Below are 16,723 nucleotides of genomic sequence, written 5' to 3'. Positions count from 1 at the left end.
TCTTTCGATGCCGGTTTCTTTTCATTTCATTTCTTTATCAAATCGCTGTTCAGCCCAGCATTCTGCCGCGCAGCAGAATCGTGTGAATGTTCAGCTCCTCATCCAGCAGGAGCACATTCGCCAGCTTGCCCGGCTCGAGAGATCCGTAATCGTGCTCAATGCCAATAGCACGCGCCGGATTGGTAGACGCGGACCGAATCGCCTGACCGAGCGGAACACCCATTTTAACAGCCGAGCGCACGCAGTCCATCAAATTGGTTGCGGAACCCGCAATCGTGCCGTCGTGCAGCGTAGCGAGGTTGCCGCGCACGGTAACCGCCTGTCCGCCGAGCGAATACTCGCCGTCATCCAGTCCGGTCGCCATCATGCTGTCCGAGATCAGGATAACACGGTTCTCAAACAGCCGGAACGTCGCGCGAACGACCGACGGATGCACATGCACGCCGTCCGCGATGAGTTCAACCGCCACGTTATCGTTGTCAAAGGCCGCACCAATCACACCCGGTGCCCGATGCGAAAACGGCGGCATGGCGTTGTACAGATGGGTCACCTGCCGCGCGCCGTGCTTGAAGGCTTCGCAGGCGGTGTCGTAATCCGCTGTCGTATGCGCAATCGAGATACGCACCTCGCCCGCCAGCTCGTCGATTGTCTCCATCGAACCGGGCAGCTCGGGTGCCAGATCGCACAGCTTGAACAGACCGCCGGCTTTTTCCTGCACCCGGCGGAACATGGCCGCGTCCGGCGCATGCAGATAAGCGCCGTTCTGCGCACCCTTTTTCGCCTCGGAAATGAACGGGCCTTCCATGTTGATGCCCACAAGCGCCGCGTCATTACTCTCCGCCTGATAGGTTGCGGCGGCTTCGGCAATCTGTGTCAGCTTGTCCTCCGGATAGGTCATAGTCGCCGGACAGATGGCGGCCACGCCGATCTGTGCCTGATACTTTGCCAGTGTGGAGATAGCCTCATGCGTGCCGTCGCAGAAATCGCGGCCCATGCAGCCGTGAAAATGCAGATCAACCAGTCCGGGCACGGCGTACAGACCGCCCATATCCACCGCATCCGCGCTCACCTCCGCGGATGCAATCCGGTCGCCCGAGATGGACAGTCCGCCGGTTTTGAACGTGCCGTCCGGCTGATATACCCTCAAATTGCTAAATTCCATAACTTCTCTTCCTTTTTAGAGCAAATCGCCGCACTTAGACAGTGCCGCCTCGTCCGCTACGATGGAAACATCTGTGTGCAGCTGCAGGATGGATGCCGGAACCTGAGGCGTTACCGGGCCGAAGAACGCTTCGCGGACGGTTTCCGCCTTGTTTTCGCCCGAAACCACCAGCACGATGCGCCGTGCCAGCATGATGGTCTGCACGCCCATGGTGTACGCCTGCCGCGGCACGTCATCCGCCGAGGCGAAAAAGCGTTTGTTTGCCTCGATGGTGGACTCGGTCAGATTTACACAGTGCGTACCCTTGGAGAAATACTCGTCCGGCTCGTTGAAGCCGATGTGTCCGTTCAGGCCCATGCCGAGCAGCTGCAGGTCAATGCCGCCCGCCGCCTTAATGGCTGCATCGTAGCGCTTACACTCCCGCTCGGCGTCAAGCTGTGCGCCGTCCGGCAGGTTGATGCGCTCTGCCGGCACATTCACCGCGTCGAAGAAGTTTTTGTGCATGAAATAGTGATAGCTCTGTTCGTGATCGGGTGTCAGGCCGCGGTATTCGTCCAGATTGAAGGTCGTGCAGCCGCCGAAATCCACATCACCCTTGTTATACCATTTAATCAGCTGCTCGTAAATGCCGATCGGCGACGAACCGGTCGCCAGACCGAGTACGGAATCCGGTTTGAGAATAACCTGTGCCGAGATGATGTTAGCTGCCTTGCGGCTCATGTCGTTATAATCCTTAGCGCGAATGATTTTCATGGAATACCTCTTTCTTCTGTCTCCGGAAATAGAAAGGGCAGGCAATGTGCCCGCCCTTTCCATTGCGCGGAGCGCAATTTCTTGATATGCAAACAAGATAGGTTTGGTTGCGTAGATTTTACAGCATCTTTGCCATTTCGTCGGCTACGAACTGGACCTTGGTGCCAATGATAACCTGAACTGCGGTCTGCGACGGACGCATTACGCCAGCCACGCCTGCAGCCTTGATCTTCTTCTCGTTGACGAGCGTGCCGTCCTTGACTTCCAGACGCAGACGGGTAATGCAGTTATCCAGAGATTCTACATTTTCCTTGCCGCCCAGACCTTCGAGGACTGCAGCTGCGATTGCGGTGAAGTCGTTATTTGCCAGCTTGGCATTCTTGTCAACCTCTGCGAAGTCGGCTTCTTCATCCTCACGACCCGGGGTCTTGAGGTTGAACTTGGTGATCGCAAAGTAGAATACCAGATAGAATACAACGAATGCTGCGATACCCAGCGGGATGATCATCAGCGTGTTGTTCGCTGCCGGCAGGAAGGACGAGAATACGAGGTCGGTCGCGCCTGCCGAGAAGCAGAAGCCTGCGCGGAAGCCAACATAGTAGGTGATGATGGTGAAAATACCGTACAGAGCTGCATAAACAACATACAGCGGGAAGCACAGGAACATGAAGCCGAACTCAAACGGCTCGGTAACGCCGCAGATGAATGCACAGATGGCAGCGGACAGGACCAGACCGATAGCAGCCTTCTTGTTCTTGGCAGCCTTGATCATAGCAAGAGCCGCACCGGCAATACCGAACATCATGCAGGGGAAGAAGCCGGACATATACATGCCGAGGCTCCAGGTAACGCCGTTCTGACCGGTAATGTCGCCGGCCCAGTAGTGGGACAGATCGCCCAGACCGATGGTATCGAACCAGAATACGTTGTTGAGTGCGTGGTGCAGGCCGGTCGGAATGAGCAGACGGTTAAGGAATGCATAGATGCCGGCGCCGATGCCCTCCATGCCGATGATGCCTTCGCCAACAGCTACCAGAGCGCTGAAGATGACCGGCCATACGAACAGCAGAACAACGGATACGAGAATGGAAACCAGACCGGTTACGATGGCAACGCAGCGCTTGCCGCTGAAGAATGCCAGCCAGTCCGGAAGTTTCGCGTTTTTGAAACGGTTGTAGCACGCAGAACCAATGATGCCTGCGATGATCGCGATAAATACGTTCTGGATCTTGTCAAATGCCAGCGTTTTTACCGGATCATCCGCGATTGCGGGCATCAGCGTGGTAACAACGCCGGTGCTCAGCAGGTTGGTCATCATCAGCCAGGATACCAGACCGGCCAGTGCCGAGGTACCCTCACGGTCGTCGGATAGTCCGACTGCAACACCGATGACAAACAGCCATGCCATATTGTCAATCAGCGCGCCGCCTGCCTTTACCAGCAGGAAGCCAATGTTATACAGTGCACCGCTCGTTGCCGCGCCCGGCACGCCCATAACGCCCGGAGCGATTGCGTAGCCGAGACCCATCAGGATACCACAGATCGGCAGCGCAGCTACCGGCAGCATCAAGGCCTTGCCCAGCTTTTGCAGTTTTTTCATCATAAGAGTTTCCCCTCCTTATTTTGTGGACCGCCGAAGCGGCCGATTGTGTTGACGGATGGGAGAGCCGAACTCCGTTTCCGTCCCCCTATTTCATCGCCGTTCACACCCAGCGAAATGAAATCCTTACAAATTACTCTCGAGGAACGCCTGCATTGCAGCTGCAGCGGTCTCCTCGTCCTCACCCTCGATGGTGAGCTTTACGGTATCACCGCACTTGACGCCCAGACCCATCACGCCCATGATGCGCTTGGCATCGACTTCCTTTTTCGGGCTGGCGATCATGATTTTCGAGGCAAACTTGCCTGCCTCCTTGACCAGCAGTCCCGCCGGTCGAGCGTGGATGCCCAGTGCATCCTTGATGGTATATTCAACGATTTTCATGGAGAATACTTCCTTTCCGTTACTTTTTCTTCAGTGTCAGCAGTGCATCGCCTGCGGCGACCGCGCCGCTCGCGGCGGGCTCCACGGTGAACGCATCCGGGTTGCACACGAGGATGGGCGTTACGATCTGATAGCCCTCCGCCTTGATGGCCGCCGGATCGAACTCGATGAGGACATCGCCTTTTTTGACCTGCTGGCCTGCCTTGCAGCACGCCTTGTAGTGCTTTCCCTCAAGCTGTACGGTGTCGATGCCGACATGGATGAGCAGCTCCGCGCCGTCCGCCGTCGTCATGGAAACGGCGTGGCCGGTCTCAAACATCACATCCACCGTGCCGTCCGCCGGAGCAACGATGCGTCCTTCGGCCGGCTCGATCGCAATGCCCGGACCGAGAATGCCCTGTGCGAACGTGGGATCGGGTACATCCTCCAGTGCTACCACCTTGCCGGCAACCGGCGCCGTTATCTCGATGCCGCTGTCGCCGCCAAACAGATTTTTCAGTTTACCAAACATTTTGCTCACAACCTTTTTGATTAGGCAATACCGCATGATTGAATAAGAGTGATTTGCGCGTAAATTGTGCGGTGTTGCCTTAAGTATGCCTGTTTTGTACGAAAACATACAGAAAATAAAAAGAACCAAACTTCTGCACAGATACAACTTGCTCTTTGATGGCAACTCCTGCGAGAAATCTGGTTTTGCCCGCCGAAGCGGTAACAATCCATTTCAAACGGATACTGTTTACTTGTTAATTGCAGTATAACAAACTTTTCTCACCTTGGCAAGAGCAACTTGTCGAATTAGTTGCCAAATTTTCGTGTTGTTTTTCTGCACTTTGCACAAAAAAGCAAGTCCGCACTGCTTGTGCAGTACGGACTCCGTGATTACTTTTTATCATCAATGTGCTCCATCACACGGGCGATGTGAATGGTGAGATACAGCAGCTCATTCTGTCCGGAGTGGAAATTTTTCTCCCTCTGGACGTACACGCGAATCTTGTCCGCACAGGCATATGCCTTCGGGTACTTGAACCGCACCACATCGAGCAGATCGCTGTCCTCATCGCCGTAGCCTTCTCCGCTGACGATACGCCGTGCGTAGAACTTGAGGTGCGTGACAAACCGGTAGTAATTGAGCGATTCATCATCCGGGCGGAAGCCGTATTCGTCGTAAACGATGCCGAAAACCGCTTTCAGCAGGTAAGTCATGTCGTAAATATCGCGGATTTCGCCGCCGAGCTGAGCATTGACGAAGTGCAGCGCGATAAATGCCGCCTCGTCCTCGGTGAACTCCACGCCGGTCTCCTCCTTGACGATCTCATTTGCCTTGAGACCCACGCGGAATTCGTCCTTGTACAGCTGCCGAATGTCCCACAGCAGCGGATTGGGCAGTACAATGCCCTCCTTATAGCGATTGACAGCCGCCGAGATATGATCGGGCAGCGTAACGTAAATGCTGTCCGACAGTTCCTTGCCGAGCGCGATCTTCGCATGGTTGATAATGCGTTCGCTCATCAGGAAATGCGGCAGCGGAATGCTTGTTATCAGCTGCTGGAACCGGTCGGAAAGCTGATCCGAGTGCAGCGTGAACCGCTTTTCCACCTTGTCCGGCGGCGCTTCGTCGCCCGCGCGGCGGCCGAAGCCCAGACCGCGCCCCATAAGCACAGTCTCCGCACCGTTTTCATCCAGCGCGACCACAACATTGTTGTTGAGTACCTTTTCTATTTTCACGTCCGCGCCTCCTGACCCGCACCGCAGCACGCATCAAACGCTTCACGCGCCGCACGGACTGCATTTTCATCGCACTGCCACAAACTGAATTCGCTCAGTCCGGGCAGCCCCATCGGCACATTTTCGCGCCGGAACTGCATTCTGCTGTTTTCCACCCGCTTTGCGGAAAGATGGAAGGCATTCGCGCCTGTTTTCGGCTGCAAATCGCGGATAACATCGGCGTTTACGCCTGCACCGACCAGAATCTGCACGCGCTCCCCTGCTTTTTCGACCAGCTCGCGCAGCAGCGGTGCACCCTCGGTGCAGCGCGCCTGCTGACCCGAAGTGAGGATGGTATCCACACCCAGCCGCTTTGCGGTTTCCAGTGCCGCGAACGGGTCGCGGCAGACATCGAACGCACGGTGCAGCGTCACACCGCAGCCGCCTGCAAGCGAAATCAGTTTTGCCATACGTTCCTCATCAAGATCGCCCTCCGGCGTGAGCACGCCGATGACAATGCCGTCCGTGCCGAGCGCGGCAAAGCGCTTCACCTGACGGCAGAGCAGCTCAAATTCGCTTTCTGTATACAAAAAATCGCCGCAGCGCGGACGCAGCAGCACACGAACCGGTACGGAAACCCGTTCCCGCACCATGCGGAACAGATCCTCATCCGGCGAAGTACCGCCGATCATTAAATTGGCGCATAACTCCAGCCGCATAGCACCGCCGCGCTCCGCGCTTACCGCAGACTCGACCGAGTGGGTGCAAACCTCCAGAACCGGTTTCATTTCCTGCTCCTCCTTCGAGACAAAATAACGCTTGGCAAATTATGTGATTCAATCCACACTGTTATCCGTTAATTATATCACCGAAAACCGCATAGGTCAATGCAGGTTTTTACAGCATTCTGCACAATAAAAATCAGATGTTTTCATATAAAATAAACCATCTCCCCGCTTCGTATGCAGAGAGGTGATCTACAGCATTTTCCGCATAATGGCGGCTGATCTCGACCATGCCGCGGATACCGTCGATCGGTGTACGGACATCATAGCGCTGACAGATATTGGCCGTCCATATTCCCAAAAAATTCTCCGCGCTTTTGGCTGTTTCTTTTCTTCGGCTGAGCTGTCTTGTCAGTTTGTATAAAAATACAAAGAAGTTTTGCACAAATCGGATAGTTTGCAGGAATGCAAGCATACTTATGCAAAGAGACCGCATATTTTGTTGTTTTTTTAACGATTTTGTGCTATACTGAATATACAGCCCATAAAATGGGTAATGCGCGCCGGAGCAGTTCCGCTGCACCGGGCCGACAGGAGAGGTGTTTTATGAACAGTATTACGACCCGCGTTTGGATCGCGGGAGCAAGCGGCAGACTGGGTTCCGCGCTTAGTCATCGTTTCGGCGGCAACACAGCATATAAGCTGGTAACCAGCGACCGCGATGTACCGGTTGAGGATGTATCCGTTGTCGGCCGTTTTGCCGATATCAACCATCCGGATGTCATCATTAACTGTGCCGGCCTGACCGACGTGCAGGCCTGCGAGGAGAACCCCGAAGAAGCGTATAAGATCAACGCCATCGGCGCCCGCAATCTGGCGACCGCTGCAAGACGCATCGACGCAAAATTCATTCAGATCTCGACCGACGACGTATTCGGCGGCGACGAAGCCAAGGCTTTCTGTGAGTTTGACGATCCCCATCCGACCACGATGTACGGCAAGAGCAAGTACGCCGGTGAAAAGCTCGTGCGCGAACTGACCGACAAGCATGTTATCGTGCGTTCGTCGTGGCTGTACGGCGTCGGCTCGTACGACTTTGTTGACCGCGTGCTCGATACGGCGGCAAAGGAAGGCGCGGTCCATCTGCCGGAGGACGAGATTTCCTCCCCGACCTCGGCGAAAGCGCTCGCCGGCTTTATCGACTGCCTGATGCACAGCCGCGAGTACGGCCTGTTTCACGCATCGTGCGACGGCTCGTGCTCCCGTGCAGAGTACGCCCGCGAAATTCTGCGTCTCGCCGGCAAGGAAAATGTGCCAGTCACCTCGGCCTCCGAGAACACTGCGCTGCGTCCGCGCTTTACGCTGTTGGATAACATGATGCTGCGTATCACTGGTTTGTATCAAATGCCGGACTGGCATGACGCGCTGAGCGAATACATGGCTCACCGGAAGACGGGAGTAAATAAATGAATGAAGTAAAAGAGAAAAAGAAACTCGGTCTGACTACAAAGATCTTCATCTCGCTGATCGCCGGTGCGATTGTCGGCATTGCACTCAATATGTTTGCAGCTGATGTGGATTTTGTGCAGAACGTGCTGGTAAACGGCGTATTTTATGTTGTTGGTCAGGGCTTTATCCGCCTGATGCAGATGCTGGTCGTACCGCTGGTATTCTGCTCGCTGATCTGTGGCGCTACTGCCATCGGCGACAGTAAAACGCTCGGCAAGGTCGGCGTAAAAATCATCGGCTTCTACATTTTCACCACGATGATGGCAGTTGCCGTTGCACTCGGCATCGGTCTGCTGATCAAGCCGGGCATGGGCTTGGATATGTCGCAGATCCAGACCGCCGAAGTCACCGCTTCTTCGGATTCGGTCAGCTTTGCGGAAACCCTGCTGAACATTATCCCGAAAAACCCGATCGGCGCACTGGCCAACGGCGAAATGCTGCAGGTTATCGTGTTTGCGCTCATCATCGGCGTTATCCTCGCCAAGCTGCAGGATAAGACCCAGCTGGTAACGAACTTCTTCCAGCAGGGCAACGATATTATGATGGAAATGACCATGATGGTCATGGGTCTGGCTCCCATTGGTGTATTCTGCCTGATCTCTAAGACCTTTGCCGGTCTCGGTTTCTCCGCCATGGTGCCAATGTTCAAGTACATGGGCGCGGTGCTGCTGGCGCTGTTCATCCAGTGCTGCGGCGTATACCAGATTCTGCTGGCGCTGCTTACGAGACTCAATCCGCTGCGTTTCCTCAAGAAATTCGCTCCGGTTATGGGCTTTGCGTTCTCGACCGCAACCTCTAACGCCACTATCCCGATGAATATCGACACGCTGGAGGAAAAAATCGGCGTCAACCGCCGTATTTCGTCCTTCACCATCCCGCTCGGCGCGACCATCAACATGGATGGTACGTCCATCATGCAGGGCGTTGCCGTTGTATTCGTTGCACAGGCGTTCGGCATCCAGCTGACCCCTGCGGATTATCTGACCGTTATTGCGACCGCAACGCTCGCCTCCATCGGTACCGCAGGCGTGCCGTCGGTTGGTCTGGTTACGTTGGCGATGGTATTCGATTCGGTCGGTCTGCCGGTTGCCGGAATCGGTCTGATCATGGGTATCGACCGTATCCTCGATATGGCGCGTACTGCCGTTAATATCACCGGCGACGCTGTCTGCACCACGATCGTGGCGCATCAGGACGGCGCACTGGATAAGTCTGTATTTAACAAGAATTAAATCAAACTGACAGGAAAAACCCCGTATTTCGTAAGAAATACGGGGTTTTTCTGGTGCCGCCAGCCGGAATCGAACCGGCACGGTATCGCTACCGGGGGATTTTAAGTCCCCTGCGTCTACCAGTTCCGCCATGGCGGCGTGTAAATATTATACCAGAATGGATTCAGTCTGTCAAACCATGTGCGCCGCCGGTTTGAGGTTTTTTCAATCCCGCCTCTGCTGCTTTCCTATTGCGGTTTTTCAGAAAAAGCGATACAATAAATATAATAGTTCTCCTGTGCAGAAATGAGCATACGATACGCTTTTCATGCCGTTCCGGCTATGCATTTGACGTACCAATTCGATGTCAGAGAAAAAATTTTTGAAACATGCGGAACAAACCATACGGAACAAACGTCTAAGCTAATATATGGCAATTCCCCCACCGCAGCAGCAGCCGTGCTGTCGATGGCATTTGTTATTGTCATATACAGGATAGAGAGTATAAGCATTAACAGTGAAAAGGAGGAAAAATATGAAACGGTTTCAGAAGGCGTTACTCGGTGTTGTGGTAAGCGGTGCATTGCTGTTCTCGGCACAGGCGGCGGAACTGTCCAGTTCGGCACAGGATACGCTGCAATCGGCTATGACTAAGGTACAGCAGGAGATCAAGGATTACGGTCAGTTGAAAACACTCGGCTTTACCGGTGAAAACTGTGAGATTATCCTCTCGAACCTCAACGCGAAACAGTATTTGGTTAACCTAACAGCTGACAGCACACACAAGTATGGTATTCTGGACAAAACGACCGGAAAGCTGGTCGTTCCGGTGGAGTACGATTATTATATTCCGCTTGGCGGCACGGAAACACTGGTTAGCCAGTACGATGCGGATCATCACCCCAGCTACTGGTTCGCCGATGAAACCGGCAAGCTGACGCCGATGAAGCTGCCGTCCGGTTATGAGCTTGCAACGTATGAGCCGAACAGCAATGTGTTCATACTCTACAAAAATGTGAAAAAGCCAGTATATGATTCGCATTCTGCCGATGGTCCGGCTACACTGATTGAAGATGTCACCTTCTTTGCTCTGGCCGACAAAGACATGAACATCATTCTCGACGACATCGACATGGTACCGGACTGGTACGCTGATTTCTTCATCGCCAAGACTGGAAGCACTAAGTGGGAACGTGTTGGCAAGGCAGGCGCGGACGGCAACGGCACCTGCGGTCTGTTCGACCCGAAAACCGGAAAATTTGTCGGCAAGCATGATTTTAACCAGATTTTCTGGTACGATCAGCACTTTATCGGCACACGCAGCAGAGGCACAAAATCTTATCTGCTGGATGGCAAGGGCGGCGAAACCCTGCTGCCCGCAAACGTCAAGGAGTACAGCAGCTGGGCCAAGACCGAAGTCGCTGCCGCAGAAGAGCACGGTCTCACCGAGTCGTTCTCCTATCCCAAGCTGGACATTACCCGCGAAAACTTCACCATGCTGGCGATGAACCTGTACAACAAGATTTATCCCAACAAGGAGATTCCGGCTCTGGAAACCAAGTTCACCGATTGCAGGGACGACCCGAACGTGAACAATGCCGCCGTACTCGGCATTGTCACCGGCTACGAGGACGGCACCTTCCGTCCGTACAAGACCATCTCCCGCCAGGAGGCGGCCACCATGCTCGACCGCCTGTACGCAGCACTCGGCGGCCAGACCGAGTTGATTGTCGACCCTGCCTACGCCGATGATGCACAGCTTGGGGACTGGGCACGCGGCAGCGTTTACGCCATGCGCCAGACCGGCATCATGCAGGGCAAGGAAAATAATCGGTTCTGCCCAACCGACGGCTACACCGCAGAGCAGTCCATTGTGACCATCGAGCGCATGTATCAAATCATCAAATAACCAGCCATACCAAAAAGGACTTCGTTTTTACGAAGTCCTTTTTGCTTACTCATAACGTCCCATGGAAATCTCGGTGACGACACCGTTTTCGATGGTGACATGCAGCAAGTCAATCATCATTTCGTCCCGTGCGTCAAGTGAGCCGTACAGATCGAGGAACCGTGCTTCGCTGTCTCCGACACGCAGTCCGCGCACGGTTTTGTGCCGCCAGAACAGCCACCGACGGGTCAGTGGAATTTCATCCGGTGCCTCGGTGATAATAACGCGATTACGGCTCTTATCCCACCGTATCTGCGGAATATGACTGTCCCACAGGTACGAAAACGGTGTGTACAGTACACCATTTCGTTCCACGCCGGAGACAGCGGTCTCAGCACCGTGCAGTGTGTAGGTTTTGCCGTCTGTCGTACCGCCAAGGCGCTCTACAACCTCGTAAAGTGGGATATATGGCTCGTTTTTGTACAGAATAACCGGATTCTCCAGCGTGATCGGTTCACCGTTCTGCAGGGCTTCCCTGCTGCCGATTTCTATGCTGAGCGACGTGTTCGTCCGCTCCAGATAGCCGATTCGCCAGGCCGCCAGTCCAATCGCAAGCACAAGCGCCAGCAGCGGCAGCCAGTATTTTTTCACAATACGCATGATTTTCCTCCCTGATTACGTCTCTGTGTCATGCGCAGCATGGTGACGAGCGCCTGCTCGATGGTGCAGCCATCCTTCGGGCAGAATTTGCTGCCGCTCTTGCCCTGCAGGATGCCGCCCTGCTGCATCGCGTAAACCGAATCCTTCGCCCAAAGGCCGATACTGCCGTTGTCGGCATAGATTTTCGCAGAATTTCCGCTCGAAACCGTACCGCACAGCACGTTGTACAGTCGGTGCAGAATCACTGCTGCCTCCTAATGCGAAAGCTCGCGCGTCAGCCGAAACGTGCCATTCTCGCAGCCGGTGACGATACCGAGCAATGCGGTATCTGCATCGGCATACAGCCGCACAGCACGAGCACGGGCAGCATAACCATTCGTTTTTTCATGCTCCCTATCCCCTTGCCAAATGAATTTATATACAATATATAGTATATAACCCTTCTGTCCCTGTCAACTGTGACACGAAAATAAGTTTTTGAGAGAACTTTGTCACACTTCCCCCGTCTAACGGTTATAGTAAGTGAAGAACTTCACAGGCAGGAGGTATTTTTTATGAAAAACGGCGTTATTTGTGTGCAGCCGCGCTGATCGCAAGCAGCATGGCGGCGGGAGTCGGTGCTGCAAGCGATAAACCAAACGCCGATGATACCCAGCTTGGCGATTGGGCACGCAGCAGTGTGTATGCGATGCGCGAGATCGGCATTATGCCGGGCAAGGAGAATAACCGGTTCCGTCCTAAGGATGGGTATACGCAGGAGCAGGCTGTTGTAACGGTGGAACGGGCGGACTTCATCCCAAACTTTGTGTAAACCTCCAACAAGGTGTAGAATAGAAGCAGGATGACATTCAGGAACTGTTCAAGGACACTATCGCGGAGTTCATGGAAAACGGTCTGGAGGCCGAGCTGGACGATCAGCTGGGCTACAACCGGTATGACTACAAGAACAAGGAACGGATAACAGCCGGAACGGGCACAGCAGCAAAACCCTGCGCACCAGTTTTGGCGATGTAGAGGTATCTGTGCCGCGGGATCGCAAGAGCGAATTCGACCCCAAGGTGCTGCGGAAAATCAGACCAGCATCAGCCAGGACATCGAGGAGAAGATTCTGTCGATGTATGCAAGGGCATGACGACCAGCGATATCGAAGCACATATTCAGGATATTTACGGCGTAGATGTCTCTGATACCACAGTAAGCCGTATCACAGATAAAACCTTCCAAACCTTCCCGTAGCGAAAGAGTGGCAGCAGAGGCCGCTGGAGTCCATTTATGCGGTTGTTTTTCTGGATGCGATTCACTACCATGTCCGCAGTGAAGGACAGATTGTAAAGAAGGCCGTCTATATCGCCATCGGTATTGATCTTGATGGTCGGAAGGATGTTCTGGGAATGTGGGTTGGCGAGAACGAAAGTGCGAAATTCTGGGCTACCGTACGGAACAGCCTGAAAAATCAGGGCGTCGAGGATATTTTCATTGCCTGTACGGATAATTTGACCGGTTTTTCTGCGGCGATCGAGGCGGTCTATCCCAAGACGGAAATCCAGAACTGCATCATCCATCAGCTTCGAAATTCCAGCAAATATGTCTCCTACAAGGATTTGAAGGCACTTATGACTGACTTGAAAGCAGTCTACGCAGCGGTAGATGAACCGGCTGCTTTGGCTGCGTTAGACACGTTCGCAGAACACTGGGACAAGAAATATCCTAAGATTTCTCAGTCGTGGAGGGATAACTGGGCAAATCTCAGTACCTATTTTAAGTTTCCTCAGGCACTTCGGCGGCTGATCTATACAACCAACACTATCGAAGGATTCAACCGTCAGCTCAAGAAGGTAACCAAGTCGAAATCCGTGTTTCCGACCGATGACAGCCTTTTCAAAATGCTGTATCTGGCGATGATCGACATCACGAAAAAGTGGACCGGCCGCAAACAGGACTGGAGCATGATTCATGCCCAGCTGGCAATCTATTTTGAGGATCGGATGCCGGATTAACAATCCGGCTCGAAGGGCAAGGGGCGCTGCGCCGCCGCCGAGGCTCCAATGGACGAGGGTGCCCCTTGACTTCCGCCCATGTCGGCGTTATGTTGTAGACAAGGCGGGCGCAGCCAACGCCGTTCCCGCCTTGAAATATTAAGCTCTATTTTACACCGCATTTGGGCGGTTACACAGAATTCGGGATAGTCCCAATGGGCGGTTTCAGGCTGTGAAGCAATATTAAAATTTTTTCTGTTGATTTTTCGGTACATATTCCGCCGCAGATATCCAGTTTGTGGATGTTTGCAGCGGTTTTGTTTTTGCGAAATTGTTGCATGCACCGTCTATTTTCCGGCATTTTCAGGTGTTTAAAGTCTTTTTGCGATTTTCCCGCGAATCTCAAAAAGGTTCTTGCACTGGTACTGGCGTTTGCTTGCGCATTCACCATGTTTGCTGGTGCAGCGTTCACGGATTCGGCTGACATTAAGGTTGACACCGAAGTTGTGGACACTCTGGTATCGCTGGGCGTAGTTAACGGCTACGACGATGGCTCTTTCAAGCCGAACGGTACCGTAACCCGTGCGGAGATGGCGAAGATGATCTACGTTCTGCGCACCGGTAATTCTGACGCTTCTGCGTACAACGACGACAAGACCTCTTTCACCGACATTGGCTCCCACTGGGCACGCGGCTACATCAAGTACCGCCAGTCTCTGGGCATCATTGCTGGTAAGAGCAACACCAAGTTCTGCCCGAACGACAAGGTAACCGCTCAGGAAGCTGCTAAGATACTGCTCGTAACCCTCGGCTACGACGCAACTAAGGCTGGTCTGACCGGTTCCAGCTGGGCTGCAAAGACCAACGCACTGGCTGACGAGAACGGCCTGCTGGACGATGTAAACACCTCGTTCACCTCTGCTTGCCCGCGTCAGTACGCTGCACAGCTGATCTACAACACCATTTTTGCTCACACTGTTACCCTGCGTGACGGCGAGTACACCAACATGAACCTGCTTGGCACTGACAAGCTGGAGACCGTTGGCGAGAAGTACATGAGCATGAAGAAGTGGATTGGCACCTTCGAAGGCAACGAGGATGTTTGCAAGCTGGATACCGGTCTGATCCGCGTACGCGGCACTCCGGACGGCAAGGATGTTGCAAAGAAGGATGCTGACTTCAAGTACAGCAAGCTGGACCTCTCCTACATCGGCGAGGAAGTTTCCGTTCTGTTTAAGGACGCTACCGGCGGCACCGCTGACAAGCCGGACAAGAAGGACACCATCTATGGCGTTTATGTAACCGGCGAGACCAAGGTTTACAACATCACCAAGGATGATCTGCAGTCCCAGAAGGACGCTGGCACTGTTCGTTTTGGCGATAAGAACTACGATGTAGCAAAGATTGCTAAGGACGACGAGTACATCAACTACAACTACGGCGCTAAGAAGGATACTGCTGCTGCAGCTATGACCGCTGATCAGGTTGCTGATGACATGATCTCCAAGCTGAAGGCTACTTCCGCTGACACTGTTAAGTTCATCTGCAACGATGACGGTGATATCGTAAAGGCTTACGTTGTTGAGTCCAAGCTGGCTCGCGTTACTGCTGTAAACAGCGAGAAGGTTTCCATCAACAACGGCGTTGGTACCATCAAGTTTGAGGATAACGACATTTACGACGGCGTTAAGAAGGACGATATCGTTGTTGTTACCACTCTGTACAACACCAAGGCTACCAACTCTGCTGCTAAGAGCACTGTTGTTAAGGCAGCTACCGTTGAGGGCAAGCTGACCAGCTTCAAGGGCACCAGCAAGGTAAGCATTGACGGCACTTCCTACGATATCGCTTCTCTGGCTACCACCGCTGTTGATTCTGACTTTGAAACCTCTTTCACCGATCAGATCGGCGAGTCCTACATTCTGTACACCATCGGCGGTATTGTTTACGCTGCTAAGCAGACCTCTGAGGGCGCTAAGAACTATGCTGTTGTTGAGAGCAACAATGGCGGTATTCTGACCGGCGGCTTTGACGCTCTGGAAGTTAAGATTCTGAAGGCTGACGGCTCTGAGGTTAAGGTTGAGGTTCACAAGGATTCCACCACCGATGGCTCTACCAAGGTAACGGCTGCTGCTCTGGAGACCGGCGCTCTGATCAAGTATTCTGACGTTGATAACGGCAAGATCAAGATCACCAAGGTAGTTGCTCCGACGCAGGCAGATGCCAAGATCACCAACCTCTACAATAAGGATACCAAGTCTTTTAACAGCAAGGTTGCAGCTTCTGATGCAGTCCTGTTTGTAAATAAGACTGCTACTCCGGCAAAGGATGCCAAGGCTACTGCTGGTGACTTCTACACCTACACCGCTCGCAACATGAATTCCTTCGATCTGGCTCAGTATGGTTATTACGGTGTTATCACCGACGATAACAAGGTTGTTGCAGCATATGCAACTCTCACCACCAAGCCGTCCGGTGCTTCTTCCGACACCGTTTACGGTATCGTCTCCAAGGAGAACGGCACGACTAAGGTTGATGACACCACCTACACCTCCTACACTGTTGATGTTGACACCAACACTCAGAAGACCGTTCTGATCGAGGGTGATGACTCCACTCTGAAGGAAGGCTATCTGGTAAGCTTCGATGAGGCTTCTGATAAGGTATACTCTGCATCTGATATCACTATCTACCTGAAGAACGAGAATACTGACTACCACAAGCCGAGCACCATGGCTGCTATCGACGAGTACGATGAAAAGGGTCAGATCGTATCTTACTGGGATAAGACCAATGATATCGGCGACAAGGCTAAGCTGATCACCAAGGCGGTTGACGATGATGTTAAGATCATCTACGTAAGTGCTGAGGATGATAAGGCTGCTGATAACAACGGCGCAATCGAGTATGATGGCGTTAAGAAGCTTAAGAATGCTTACATCGTATTCGAGGATAACAACAGCACCAAGAATGTTGTTGCAATCTTCGTTGACGTTGACGGCGACATCACCAAGTAATCTCCGAATCCCGCGATTCGATTTTACGTAAAGGAACCCCCGAGGAAAATCTCCTCGGGGGTTTTCTTATCCCCTCACCCACCAGCGGTCTGCCGCCGCTCTGCGCCGTGCCGCAGGCCGCCCTTATTCCC

15 protein-coding genes, 1 tRNA gene and 1 pseudogene are annotated in these 16,723 nt (G+C 53.3%); 6 read left to right on the top strand and 11 right to left on the bottom strand.

Features of this window, described 5'->3' with window-relative positions; all coding sequences use genetic code 11:
- Window positions 1-49: 49 nt before the first annotated feature.
- The 8 genes from nagA to DWZ82_RS15170 all read right to left on the bottom strand — a co-directional run bounded on the left by nagA (window position 50) and on the right by DWZ82_RS15170 (window position 6,692).
- Window positions 50-1,162: an N-acetylglucosamine-6-phosphate deacetylase gene (nagA, locus tag DWZ82_RS10215; RefSeq protein WP_118480629.1), complete on the bottom strand. Its 1,113-nt coding sequence runs from the start codon at window positions 1,160-1,162 to the stop codon at window positions 50-52.
- 15 nt (window positions 1,163-1,177) lie between these two features.
- On the bottom strand, window positions 1,178-1,915 hold the full coding sequence (nagB, locus tag DWZ82_RS10210) for a glucosamine-6-phosphate deaminase (protein ID WP_118361254.1): 738 nt from the start codon (window positions 1,913-1,915) through the stop codon (window positions 1,178-1,180).
- A 118-nt stretch (window positions 1,916-2,033) separates the two neighbouring features.
- Window positions 2,034-3,518 (bottom strand): PTS transporter subunit EIIC, encoded by a 1,485-nt coding sequence (locus tag DWZ82_RS10205; protein WP_118480627.1) that lies wholly within the window; start codon window positions 3,516-3,518, stop codon window positions 2,034-2,036.
- 123 nt (window positions 3,519-3,641) lie between these two features.
- Window positions 3,642-3,899 (bottom strand): HPr family phosphocarrier protein, encoded by a 258-nt coding sequence (locus DWZ82_RS10200; RefSeq protein ID WP_118480625.1) that lies wholly within the window; start codon window positions 3,897-3,899, stop codon window positions 3,642-3,644.
- 19 nt (window positions 3,900-3,918) lie between these two features.
- Window positions 3,919-4,410, bottom strand: a complete 492-nt coding sequence (locus DWZ82_RS10195; protein ID WP_118480623.1) for a PTS sugar transporter subunit IIA — start codon at window positions 4,408-4,410, stop codon at window positions 3,919-3,921.
- A gap of 371 nt (window positions 4,411-4,781) precedes the next feature.
- Window positions 4,782-5,627, bottom strand: a complete 846-nt coding sequence (licT, locus tag DWZ82_RS10190; RefSeq protein WP_118480621.1) for a BglG family transcription antiterminator LicT — start codon at window positions 5,625-5,627, stop codon at window positions 4,782-4,784.
- A complete protein-coding gene (locus DWZ82_RS10185; RefSeq protein WP_118480619.1) occupies window positions 5,624-6,394 on the bottom strand; it encodes a copper homeostasis protein CutC in 771 nt (256 codons plus the stop codon). Before DWZ82_RS10185 ends, licT begins: the two co-directional genes overlap by 4 nt.
- A gap of 133 nt (window positions 6,395-6,527) precedes the next feature.
- Window positions 6,528-6,692: a hypothetical protein gene (locus tag DWZ82_RS15170; RefSeq protein WP_158575183.1), complete on the bottom strand. Its 165-nt coding sequence runs from the start codon at window positions 6,690-6,692 to the stop codon at window positions 6,528-6,530.
- 245 nt (window positions 6,693-6,937) lie between these two features.
- Here DWZ82_RS15170 and rfbD point away from each other — a divergent pair, with 245 nt between their 5' ends.
- Both rfbD and DWZ82_RS10175 read left to right on the top strand, forming a co-directional pair.
- Complete coding sequence (gene rfbD / locus DWZ82_RS10180) at window positions 6,938-7,801, top strand: dTDP-4-dehydrorhamnose reductase (protein ID WP_118480617.1); 864 nt, start codon at window positions 6,938-6,940, stop codon at window positions 7,799-7,801.
- The gene (locus DWZ82_RS10175; RefSeq protein ID WP_118480615.1) at window positions 7,798-9,072 is read left to right on the top strand and encodes a dicarboxylate/amino acid:cation symporter; all 1,275 of its coding nucleotides are present in this window, start codon (window positions 7,798-7,800) and stop codon (window positions 9,070-9,072) included. Before rfbD ends, DWZ82_RS10175 begins: the two co-directional genes overlap by 4 nt.
- A gap of 51 nt (window positions 9,073-9,123) precedes the next feature.
- Here DWZ82_RS10175 and DWZ82_RS10170 read toward each other — a convergent pair.
- A tRNA-Leu gene (locus tag DWZ82_RS10170) sits at window positions 9,124-9,210 on the bottom strand.
- Window positions 9,211-9,586: 376 nt separating this feature from the next.
- On the opposite strand from DWZ82_RS10170, the gene DWZ82_RS10165 reads away from it, so the two are divergent.
- Entirely contained in the window at window positions 9,587-10,960 is a 1,374-nt protein-coding gene (locus tag DWZ82_RS10165; RefSeq protein WP_118480613.1) for an S-layer homology domain-containing protein, read from the top strand.
- A 45-nt stretch (window positions 10,961-11,005) separates the two neighbouring features.
- Here DWZ82_RS10165 and DWZ82_RS10160 read toward each other — a convergent pair whose 3' ends face one another.
- The gene (locus tag DWZ82_RS10160) at window positions 11,006-11,599 is read right to left on the bottom strand and encodes a stalk domain-containing protein (RefSeq protein WP_118480611.1); all 594 of its coding nucleotides are present in this window, start codon (window positions 11,597-11,599) and stop codon (window positions 11,006-11,008) included.
- A complete protein-coding gene (locus DWZ82_RS10155) occupies window positions 11,587-11,844 on the bottom strand; it encodes a hypothetical protein (RefSeq protein ID WP_118480609.1) in 258 nt (85 codons plus the stop codon). Before DWZ82_RS10155 ends, DWZ82_RS10160 begins: the two co-directional genes overlap by 13 nt.
- Before the next feature lie 326 nt (window positions 11,845-12,170).
- Between DWZ82_RS10155 and DWZ82_RS10150 the strand changes: the two genes are divergently transcribed.
- From DWZ82_RS10150 to DWZ82_RS10140, 3 genes and pseudogenes are all read left to right on the top strand, one after another.
- On the top strand, window positions 12,171-12,410 hold the full coding sequence (locus DWZ82_RS10150; protein ID WP_118480607.1) for an S-layer homology domain-containing protein: 240 nt from the start codon (window positions 12,171-12,173) through the stop codon (window positions 12,408-12,410).
- Window positions 12,411-12,439: 29 nt separating this feature from the next.
- Window positions 12,440-13,596 (top strand): annotated as a pseudogene (locus DWZ82_RS10145) (IS256 family transposase); the annotation flags it as partial.
- A 428-nt stretch (window positions 13,597-14,024) separates the two neighbouring features.
- A complete protein-coding gene (locus DWZ82_RS10140; protein ID WP_147358590.1) occupies window positions 14,025-16,592 on the top strand; it encodes an S-layer homology domain-containing protein in 2,568 nt (855 codons plus the stop codon).
- Window positions 16,593-16,723: the final 131 nt, after the last annotated feature.

The organism is Butyricicoccus sp. AF35-5AC (genome assembly GCF_003477715.1).
GTDB lineage: Bacteria > Bacillota > Clostridia > Oscillospirales > Butyricicoccaceae > Agathobaculum > Agathobaculum butyriciproducens.
Note: the sequence above shows the minus strand (reverse complement) of the source record. Positions and strands in the feature narration are given on the sequence as shown.